The following is a 9063-nucleotide window of genomic DNA, read 5'->3' as shown; positions in this document are numbered from 1 at the left end:
CGCGGATCTTCACGTGGATCGCGTCGATGAAGACCACCGGATAAACAGGGCGGTTTCCATCAGTGAGCTCTTTTCATCCTGAATAGTTGCAGGTCAGCAGGGTGTGGACGGCTTGGACGATGGTGCCGATGCGGCGGGTGGAGCATCTGGCTCGGCGGAGGATTCGCCAGGACTTCAGCTGCGCGAAGGCGCGTTCGCCGGGTGCTCTGAGTCTGGCGTGGTCGCGGTTGAACTGCTGGTAGTGGGGCGGTTGTTCGCGGTAGTGGTAGTAGGGGGTGCGGAAGGTGGCGCCGGCGCCCTGATAGGCGCGGTCCGCGACAACGAGGATCTGCCGGGTGAGGCAGGCCTGCACGATGCCATGGGCCCGGGCCGCGGTCAGATCATGAGTGCGGCCCGGCGTCGCGCGGGAGAACCACAGCGGTGTTCCGTCAGGCCGGGCGATGACCTGCACGTTCATGCCGTGCTTGCGGTGCTTCATCGAGTAGTACGGCTCGTCGGCGGCGATGCGGTCGATGGGAATCAGGGTGCCGTCGACGATCACGTGGTCGCCCTCGCCCAGGCCGGTCAGGGCCTCGTGCAGACCAGGCGCCCATGCCGCGAGGACGTCGAGGGTCTCGTCGACGTAGCGCCAGGCAGTGGCTGTCGAGATGCCGAAGCCGGCTGCCAGGGCGGGCAGCGGTTCGTTCTTGCGCAGGTGCACCAGCGCGAGCAGGGCCTGCTGGAAACACCCCAGCTTCCGCCACCGCGAACGGCGTTCACACCTTCGTGCGTAGATGAGCCAGGAAACATGCTCAACCAGCTCATGCGGGACGTCGACCGTGGCACGATACGGGACCAAGCGAGGCTCCTCGGACGATGCGTGGTGCGTAGAGAACACCACCGCAACGACCAGGAGCCTCGTCTCGTTGCGCACCCCTACTGACCTGCCATTTCACCCCACAGAGACAGGATGAAAACGGCTCACTCAGCGAGGAGACGGCTCGCACGGTCGGGTGTGATGTCGAGCCTGGCCAGGACTGCGGGTACGGCGATGGCCGGCAGGAAGCTCTCCAGCAGGACTACGGCCCGCTCGGGAAGGTCACGCCGCTGGCTGTGCAGCTGGGACAGCAGCTGCACTCCGGTGAAGCTGGCCGCCAGCAGCTCCGCCACTGCCTGCACATCGACGTGCGGCAGCAGCTCGCCCCGCCGCTTCGCCTCGTCCAGGAGCTGGGTGTTGTGGTCGATCACAGGTCGAAGGCGGAAGTGCGGTCGAGCCCGGTGGCGCCCTGCTCGAGCGAGAGGGCGACGCTGGCCCGCACCAGCGGCTCGGTCTGCAGCCGGTAAGCCAGGACCAGGCCGACGTCGACCAGCTCTTGCACGGTGCTCTCCTGCGGCGGCAGGGCAACGGCGAGCTGCTCGGCGAAAATCGCTGCCGCGAGGTATTCCCTGGTGGGGAAGTGAAAGTACAGCGCGCCCTTACTGATCCCGGAGCGTTCGAGGATCTCGGCGATGCTGGCTGAGGTTAGCCGCGTTCGTCGAAGACGGCCGCGGCTGTTTCGAGGATGGCCTGCCGGGTGCGGATCGCGCGCTGTTGTCGCACTGTCGCCCATCTCCTGTGTGCGTCGTCCCTGGTGCTGTTACGGCGACACAACGTGTGCCCGCCGTGGCCCTGTAACTCGGCATCTCGCAGAGGACCCTGCAATGCGTTACGGCCAGCACGTCAGACGCCGGCTGCCAGGAAGAGGGTTCTCCCTGATGTTTCCCTCACTCTTAGCCCGCACAATGAATCGGGAGCATCAGGCATGCCAGTGAATGAGTTCGTGAAACCGAATCTCAATGGTTTTATCCGCCCATTCCGATAGTCCAATCGTACCTCCTCTCCTCGGGGGGAGTGCCAGCTGCGGTGACGGTGAGAGAGTAGTCAATATGAGGACAATTCGCACGGCTATCATTGCGTGTGCTGCAAGTATTGCTGTGTTTGCGGGTGTCTTTTCTGCTGAAGCAGCTGACACTGAAACTCTTCCGGAGGATAAGGTCCCGGTGCAGGATACGAGAGGTCCGAGCGATCCTGCCCCTCCTGGGTTCTCGAGCTGGAGGGCACTGTTCGCGGAGCAGGACCGCCTGAATGCGGCAGCCGCCCGGATCGCTTCGGTAGGTGAGGAGCAAGACGGGTTTGCCGGTTTCATCGCGGACCCGGACAAGCACGTATTGCAGGTCTACTGGAAGGGCGTGGTTCCCGCTGCCGTGCAGGAGGCGGTGGCAAAGAGCCGCACCGAGACTCCTGTCGAAGTCATCGAAGCCTCCTACTCCCTTAAGCAGCTCAGCGGTGAAGTAGACCAATGGATCCAGACTGGCAAGGTATCGAGCGCAGCGCCCGCACCTGATGGCAGCGGCATCCGCCTCACCGTGGCAGGCAACCAGAAAGCGGCAGATCTGCCCAGACCAGCCGGCGCGACCGCTCCCATCTCGGTCGAGAACAACGCGCCAATGAGCACGGCAGTCGCAGATCCCGTCCCCCTAGAGGATGCCGCGGCCTCCTCACCTTGGCGATGGCGAGACTCGTCACCCTTCTATGCCGGCGGAAAGATCAACCCGGGCGGCTGCACCTCAGGGTTCTCAGTATGGGATGTTAACGGAAAACGAGGGATGCTGACCGCCGCTCACTGCGGAAAGGCCGGAGTCCCCGGAGTTGGCTCCCACGTAACTAACTTTTTCGGCGATCACATGGGTTGGTTTGATTCCGAGCTGGAAAATCGCGATATTGCAATCGTTCACGCTAATTCCTGGGGCCGAATGTACACCGGTGCATGGAACTCTTCGACCAGCATCCCCGTGGTCGGCATGTGGAAAACCTGGCCGGGAAACTACGTATGCAACAGCGGATCCACTACCGGAGAGAACTGCTCTATCAAAGCAACCGACCATGGCGTCAGCATGACCCTTGACGGCCAGTATGTGAAGCATCTTATCCGGGCAAAACACACCCAGGGAGGGTGCGCGGTCGCTAAGGGAGACAGCGGCGGCCCCATTTTCTCTTACTCTTGGCCGAACGGTTCCGGACCTGCCGCCCTTGCGCAGGGCGTTACTTCGGGAGGTTCCGGAAGCGTATATTGCGCATCTGCTGGAAAATATGGATTTCCCACCATTTATTTTGCTCGCGTCACAGATTCACTGCTGGCGTTCCAAGCAACCCTCAAAATGTACTGACTGAAGCTCGGTGTGGGCGACGGGAAGAGCGACCACAGATGATCGTCAGTCTCAACTCCCCAGTCATCAGCGGAGCGCTCGGAAGTGTGCTCGCCGCCTACACCGGGACTGTGTTGCCAGGCCTGCCCTCCTCCTAACGACCCGCAGCACCATCCGGCCAGGCCCGAGAGGCAAAGAACCTCGGGCCCAGCCACCCCGCTAACCTGCCCATTCCACGCCGAGTTCGGCCAACGCTTGGAGTCGCTGCGTGCTCAGTTTGCCGCGCCTGGTCTTGCTGTTGGACAGAAACACGCCAAGCCGGACCTCACTCCCATCAGGCAAAACCTCGATGTGAGCACGGCTGACAGGCCCTACAGAGCCCGTACGGGCTTTGTACTGCGCCCAGGCCGCAACCCCCCGTTCGAAGGCTCCTGAGGCAGTCCTGGGTGCCTTTGCAGATGCTTCCTGCTTCTCGGGGGGTAGCGGATCCGGACATGACCATCAGCGGCAGCCTCGACAAGGCACTCGCGGGCGCGTTCACCCGCCCGATCCCCAAGAGCGCGGGCGCTCAGGTGCGTTACCTCGTCAAGCAGCACCACGGCAGCACCCGCGACGTTGCCGAGCTGCTCGGCGTCTCCCAGCGCACTGTCGAGCGGTACGTGAAGGACCAGATCAAAAAGCCCCGCGCCGACCTGGCCGCCCGCATGGCGGCCGAGGTCACGAAACGGTGGCAGCCCCAGGTCCGGGCGAAGGCGAAGAAGGCCGCGGCGACCACGGACGGCATCATCATCGCCACCCGCGCCCGGTTCGGCTTCACCGCCGCGGCCGGCACCACCGACGACGCACGCATGCGCCACCTCACCCTCGCCCTTCCGCCCACACACGCCGCCCGACTGTTCGACGCCCAGGAGCAAGGCGCCGGCGAACAGCAGTTGCAGCGGATCACCGCCGACGCACTCGGAGAGGTCTACTTCCGCGACAGCGGCCGCCGCGCCCACGGCCTGGACGTCGAGTACACCGACGTCGAGCACATCGAGTTCGAGCTGTAGAGCTCGGGGCATACATTTTCGCCCGCCCCGTGCCGAAAGGTCCGCTACCTGGGGGTGAGGCGGGGGGCGGGGTGGAGTGGTGGCTCGATGAGGGGCTGTTCGTCGGTGGTCAGGGAGTGAGCGGTGAAGCCGGCGGCGTGGAAGGCGTCGGAGGCCTGGAACGTGATGAGGGTTCCTGTGGGCTGTGCGGCGGCTTGTTCGATGACACGGAGGAGTTCATCGGCCCACTCGGTTGGCTGCCCGTTGCGGTCGGTGCGTTGTGCTCCGGGCGGCAGGCGGAGCACCAGGCCCTCGGGAATTCCGGTCACCTGGAGATAGAGATCGCCGTCTGCGGGGGTGACCGCCGTGACCTTGTCGGCCCGGATCCGCATGTCGCCGACGCGCAGCCAGACCCTGGAACGTCCCGCGCTCACCATGTCCGGGCCCGGTGCTCGATGGTCGGCCGGTGGCCAGTCGTGGGGTTCATCCCGCCAGGATTCCAGGGCCGTGGCGGCACCACTTCAACTCTGGGAAGTCCACCACCCCTGATGGGCGTCGTGTGTTGTGCATGGGGTGTGCGTCATCGGTTTTTCACTGGTGTTGACCTGGGCTGTGGCGAGACCTGGATGTCGTTTTGCTGGTGAAGGCGGGTGTCGTTTGGTGAGTGGGGGGCTTGTCGCTCCTGTGGGTGAGGGCGGCGGAACGCGGGGTGGTGCCGCAGCGGATCGCTGCAGACGCACCGGAGGGGTCTACTTCCGCGATAGCGGCCGCCGCGCCCATGGCCTGGACGTCGAGTACACCGACGTCGAGCACATCGCCTTCGAGCTGTAGCCCGATCCGGCGCGCAGCACCTGGTGCACGAGGTGCTGCGGTTCGGGGTGTCCGCCTGGGGCGGCTCGTTGTGCAGGGTGAAGCGGGTCCGCGTGCCCGCCTCCACTTGAGATCGCCGCAAGGCGACGGACAGGCCCCGTCGCTCCCCGTCGGCATCGACGGCGCCTGTCCGTGGGGCCGTGGAGGAAGGAGTCGTACCACTCGATGGTGGTGTCGGCTGGCTTAGCCGTGGGGAGATCGGGCTGCTCCCGGGTGCTCTTTAGTGGATGGTCCAGGTGTATTTGCCGCCCCCGACCCATCGCACCTCGTCCGGGTCGTCGAGGTCGTGGATCGGGATCCCCGCCTCCGCGGCGATCAGCAGCCCGTCCGTCATCGACACTGCCCTGCCGACGAACTCTCCGTCGACCTCGACGATACGGAAGGGCGGGTTGCCGGGCTGGACGCCGAGAACGGTGATCCGGGCCGGGGAGAGGTGGGGTGGCGATCCTTCGGTCATGCGGAGACGGTTCCATGCCAGGACCCTGGCGGGCGCGGTGACACATCCAGAGGGCCGATCGGCTTCCCGGCCGGCTGCCGCCGCCCAGCTCCGGACCAAGACCCGCAAGGCCGCCGCCACCTCCGCCGGCATGACCATCTTGGGCGTGGTTACCCGGTCCAGGTGTCCAGGACCCTACGGGTCCCGTCCGCCGCCTCCTCGACGAGCGACGCGACCCCGCCGGTCCCGCCGTACTCCCCGATCCACGCGCGGTACTTCCGCTCCGCCGTGCTTCGGTCTGCCCACTCGCCGGACATTGCGAGCCGGCGCGGCTGGTCGTTGTCTGTCTGGGAGCGGACGGCGAGGGTCACGTAGAACGTCATGTGCCTGATCCTCTCCGCCGCCGCGCAGCTCCACTACAGCCGGTCATCGATATGAGCTACGGAGTTCCGGGCGTGCCCGCCAGCGGGCACGCTCGTTGGTCAGGTGAAGCGTCCGCACGCTTCCTCTCACGGGTCTGCCACCCCCGCTCGGCGGGTCCGTCTCGGCCCCGTCAGCCCACCACATCTGACGGGGCCGACGCCGTGTCCCGGGGGGCGATGGCTCTAGCCGTCCTCGCGGCCCAGGAGCGGCAGCAGGGACTCCGCGGCGCCGCATTCCTGGCAGGCCCGCGCGCCGGGCCGCTCCAGCGCATCGAGCGCCTGGTCCACGTTCAGTTCCTCGCGTGGCTTCCCGGCGAGCGGGCAGTCCCACACGTGCACCACGGTGCCGGCGATCCGCCCGGCCGCGCCCTTGACCTGTTCGACCTTCCACGCCCACCGGACATCCGGGTCGGGCACCCGCGCGGGCAGGGGGATGGTCTCCACCCCGTCGTACGACACACCCTCGATGGGATGCACCTGATCACTCGTGACCCATGTCCGGTACTCCGCCGCCCGCACGTGGTCGTCGTCCGCGAGTTCCCAGGCAGGCATCCCGACCCAGTGCATCCACGTCGTCCGCGTTTGCTGACGCACGTACAGCCGCGCCCGCAGCGTCTGTCCGTCCGGCAGAACGAGCGTCACAGGGACGGGCACAGGGTCAGGGGACAGTCGGGCCACCCGCCTACCGTAGATGCCCCCCATGGGCCCTCCAGGGCGCCCTTGAGCCCTGCCTGGCACTAGAGCGGCCCGTGAGAAAGCGGGGGCGCAGCGGCGGAAAACGAGTGCTGCTGCTGTATTCGGCCAGGTCCGGATGGCTTTGTGCCATTCGTTGACGATGCGCCCTTGCCCTCGTCGACTTCCGGCTACACAAAGAGGTTGGGGTACTTCAACCCCCGAGTGGTGATGGCCGTTCGCTGGGGAGGTCTGGGCGGTTGCTGACCATCAACGTGGGCGTGCTGCTCGCAGTCATCGTCTTTTTCCGGCTGCGTCGGCGCACGGAGGCCCGCAGCCGCCTTGACGAGAAGATGACCGTCGTCATTGTGCTGGCGCTCGGAATCGTTCTGGCACCGACCCCCGTGGGCCAGGGAGTCATGGGCATCCTGGGACAGCTCACGAGCGGTGTCACACAAGCCAGTCGGTGAACTTCCACGCTCCCCGGCTGCCAGTCCCTCCTGAACGGCAAGAAGGCCGGCGCCCTTGGCCGCCGAAGCGGGTGGCACGGGTACCGGTCAGCCGAGAACCGTCGTGCGATCTCTCGATTCGGGTGACAGTGAGCTTTGGCGTGTTACTGCTGGTAAGGGGCTCATTCAGGGGGTTGGGCCACTGTTATGGGTGTGAGAGATCGAGCTTTATCCACTGTCGTGAGCGAGAGACGTGCAGTCACGCGCTGACACGAGCGCGAGAGATCGCAGTTGATGGTGAACCGGAACGGCTCCTGGACGCGTATCGATCTTTGAGTTTGCCTGGGGCAGTGCGCGCCCCGGGCAAACCATTCGTGCCGCGTATGTCCTGACCCGGACTTGTCGGTTTGTGTTCCTCCTTTTCCCGGATTCCGGCCTCCCGTTGCCTGACAGTGGGGCCGGTGGGGCCCGCTGTCGCCTGGGGAGGATAGACGGCGGGTCTGTGGCAGGGACGGGAGTTCAGTCCCCTCGCTCCCGTTCCTGCCTGATATGCGCATGGGTGTGAACCGGCCTGGTCGCTTGGTTCGTACTAGTTGCTAGTGCACGGTGTGGTGCACTGCGACAGGGCCCTTGCCACTAATCCCCCGAGGGCAGGGTCTGTCGAAGCGGGTCCGCGTTTCGGGCTCGCATCCGGCCCCGTCGTCCGCCCCTCGCGGACGACGGGGCCGTTGAACGTCGTGCAGTTCACGACTATCACAGCCCGGCGTGCGCCGTGGAACAAAGCTATGCCCTCACCCTTGCCGACACCGCCACGCTCATGGCGGGAGCGGCGCCCGGTTCCCGTCCCGCCCCGAGCAGTGCCGACAGGTCGGTGAGAGGTCTGGCTGGCGTCGGCGGCTAGCTTTGAGTTCTTTCTCCGGGGCGGGGGAGGGGGAAGGGGGGTCAGTGTGGTGTGGGGGTGGTGAGGCGGTGGGTTTCGTTGTGGAGTTTGGCGATCTGTTGTTCTAGTGCTGCTTGGTAGCGTCGGCCGTGGTGGGCGCAGAAGAGGAGTTCGTGCTGCTGGCTGAAGTGGGCGCGGATGTAGGCCTGGGCTCCGCAGCGGTCACAGCGATCTTGAGCGGTCAGAGAGTGGTTCATAGTGTCTCTCTTTCGGGTTGGCGGAACTGCTGAAGCCGGAGGGGTGCACACGACCTTCCGTCGTTGTCCACACGGGCAGGAAGGCCCGGTGAAGGCAGGGGGAGCGGAATGCGAGCGCTCCCCCTACCCCCCTCTGCGCCGCTCCTGCCCGCAGGCGAGAGGAGGGCGGGAGCCTGGCCGGCCCTGGATATGAGGTGGGTCCAGGGCGGGGGCTGGAGAAGTCAGGCGCATTGGGGGGTGGTGAGGTGGGCCCAGTGGGTGGTGTGGCCGTTGGTGTGGATGTGGTGGCCGTGGGTGTGGGTGAGGGGCCTTTCCCCGGGAGCGTGGACACCGTTTGTCATGCGGTTGCAGGCCACGGGAGGGGCTTTCTGGCGCGGGGGCCGGGCGGGGCCGCGTTCACTGAACCGCAGGCGGCGGTTGGCTCTGTTTCCGCTGTTGGTTGCAGGGCCTGTTCCGGCCCCAGCCGTGACAGGCCCTGCGTGCGACACGTCGGGGGATACCTATCGTGTCGACACCTCAGATGATCATGGAATCCCTCATTCCGCGAGGGTGATTGCTACTCAAGCGGCCGGCGACGTCCGTGCCGTTTACCTCGGTGGGGAGCACCTGATCCGGCGCTCATCCAACCGGGCCGACTTCATCGGTCGACGTCAAGCGTTTCTGTCGTGGATCAGTGAACCTGCGCAGTCGTCATGTGTCTGACCTGGAGCTTCGCAGGTTGACTGGTTGAGTTTGGGCTGGCGTCGCTCACCTAATCTGCGCAGGATGGGGACGGGTGAGCCGGGTGATCTGGGCTTTCCTGGCTGGAGTGGCGGGCTGTGCAGGTTGGTTGAGCACTGTGCAGGTTCACTGGTCCCCGGTATGAGCCCTCCACCCTGTGCCGG

General features: G+C 65.7%; 11 protein-coding genes. 3 read left to right on the top strand and 8 right to left on the bottom strand.

Features of this window, described 5'->3' with window-relative positions; all coding sequences use genetic code 11:
- Positions 1-73: 73 nt before the first annotated feature.
- The 3 genes from ACFY8U_RS36195 to ACFY8U_RS36185 form a co-directional block, all read right to left on the bottom strand.
- Positions 74-838 carry an IS5 family transposase gene (locus ACFY8U_RS36195; RefSeq protein ID WP_389576395.1) on the bottom strand — a complete coding sequence of 255 codons (765 nt, stop codon included), beginning with the start codon at positions 836-838 and terminating at the stop codon, positions 74-76.
- 122 nt (positions 839-960) lie between these two features.
- On the bottom strand, positions 961-1227 hold the full coding sequence (locus ACFY8U_RS36190; RefSeq protein WP_389576393.1) for a hypothetical protein: 267 nt from the start codon (positions 1225-1227) through the stop codon (positions 961-963).
- Positions 1224-1589 carry a TetR family transcriptional regulator gene (locus ACFY8U_RS36185; protein ID WP_389576391.1) on the bottom strand — a complete coding sequence of 122 codons (366 nt, stop codon included), beginning with the start codon at positions 1587-1589 and terminating at the stop codon, positions 1224-1226. The genes ACFY8U_RS36190 and ACFY8U_RS36185 overlap by 4 nt, the downstream gene beginning before the upstream one ends.
- Before the next feature lie 316 nt (positions 1590-1905).
- Between ACFY8U_RS36185 and ACFY8U_RS36180 the strand changes: the two genes are divergently transcribed.
- Both ACFY8U_RS36180 and tpg read left to right on the top strand, forming a co-directional pair.
- On the top strand, positions 1906-3186 hold the full coding sequence (locus ACFY8U_RS36180) for a S1 family peptidase (protein ID WP_389576389.1): 1281 nt from the start codon (positions 1906-1908) through the stop codon (positions 3184-3186).
- 473 nt (positions 3187-3659) lie between these two features.
- Positions 3660-4214 (top strand): telomere-protecting terminal protein Tpg, encoded by a 555-nt coding sequence (gene tpg / locus ACFY8U_RS36175; protein ID WP_389576387.1) that lies wholly within the window; start codon positions 3660-3662, stop codon positions 4212-4214.
- 44 nt (positions 4215-4258) lie between these two features.
- Here tpg and ACFY8U_RS36170 read toward each other — a convergent pair whose 3' ends face one another.
- The 4 genes from ACFY8U_RS36170 to ACFY8U_RS36155 form a co-directional block, all read right to left on the bottom strand.
- Positions 4259-4630 carry a hypothetical protein gene (locus ACFY8U_RS36170; protein WP_389576385.1) on the bottom strand — a complete coding sequence of 124 codons (372 nt, stop codon included), beginning with the start codon at positions 4628-4630 and terminating at the stop codon, positions 4259-4261.
- A 653-nt stretch (positions 4631-5283) separates the two neighbouring features.
- The gene (locus ACFY8U_RS36165; protein WP_389576384.1) at positions 5284-5520 is read right to left on the bottom strand and encodes a hypothetical protein; all 237 of its coding nucleotides are present in this window, start codon (positions 5518-5520) and stop codon (positions 5284-5286) included.
- Between the two features lie 149 nt (positions 5521-5669).
- Positions 5670-5882 (bottom strand): hypothetical protein, encoded by a 213-nt coding sequence (locus ACFY8U_RS36160; protein WP_389576382.1) that lies wholly within the window; start codon positions 5880-5882, stop codon positions 5670-5672.
- A 222-nt stretch (positions 5883-6104) separates the two neighbouring features.
- Positions 6105-6575, bottom strand: coding sequence for a DUF6233 domain-containing protein (locus tag ACFY8U_RS36155; RefSeq protein WP_389576380.1), 471 nt, complete (start codon positions 6573-6575; stop codon positions 6105-6107).
- 278 nt (positions 6576-6853) lie between these two features.
- On the opposite strand from ACFY8U_RS36155, the gene ACFY8U_RS36150 reads away from it, so the two are divergent.
- A complete protein-coding gene (locus ACFY8U_RS36150) occupies positions 6854-7063 on the top strand; it encodes a hypothetical protein (protein ID WP_389576378.1) in 210 nt (69 codons plus the stop codon).
- Between the two features lie 921 nt (positions 7064-7984).
- Here ACFY8U_RS36150 and ACFY8U_RS36145 read toward each other — a convergent pair.
- The gene (locus ACFY8U_RS36145) at positions 7985-8179 is read right to left on the bottom strand and encodes a hypothetical protein (protein WP_389576377.1); all 195 of its coding nucleotides are present in this window, start codon (positions 8177-8179) and stop codon (positions 7985-7987) included.
- Positions 8180-9063 lie beyond the last annotated feature (884 nt).

Origin of the sequence: Streptomyces sp. NPDC012508, from assembly GCF_042902595.1 — a bacterium.
Taxonomy (GTDB): Bacteria; Actinomycetota; Actinomycetes; order Streptomycetales; family Streptomycetaceae; genus Streptomyces.
This window is presented reverse-complemented; position numbering and strand designations above follow the sequence as displayed.

What these genes read in the sequence shown, in the direction of transcription:
- ACFY8U_RS36185 (WP_389576391.1), bottom strand. Translation starts at nt 1,589, where the DNA reads ATGGGCGACAGTGCGACAACAGCGCGCGATCCGCACCCGGCAGGCCAT.
- ACFY8U_RS36180 (WP_389576389.1), top strand. Translation starts at nt 1,906, where the DNA reads ATGAGGACAATTCGCACGGCTATCATTGCGTGTGCTGCAAGTATTGCT.
- tpg (WP_389576387.1), top strand. Translation starts at nt 3,660, where the DNA reads ATGACCATCAGCGGCAGCCTCGACAAGGCACTCGCGGGCGCGTTCACC.
- ACFY8U_RS36170 (WP_389576385.1), bottom strand. Translation starts at nt 4,630, where the DNA reads ATGGTGAGCGCGGGACGTTCCAGGGTCTGGCTGCGCGTCGGCGACATG.
- ACFY8U_RS36165 (WP_389576384.1), bottom strand. Translation starts at nt 5,520, where the DNA reads ATGACCGAAGGATCGCCACCCCACCTCTCCCCGGCCCGGATCACCGTT.
- ACFY8U_RS36160 (WP_389576382.1), bottom strand. Translation starts at nt 5,882, where the DNA reads ATGACGTTCTACGTGACCCTCGCCGTCCGCTCCCAGACAGACAACGAC.
- ACFY8U_RS36145 (WP_389576377.1), bottom strand. Translation starts at nt 8,179, where the DNA reads ATGAACCACTCTCTGACCGCTCAAGATCGCTGTGACCGCTGCGGAGCC.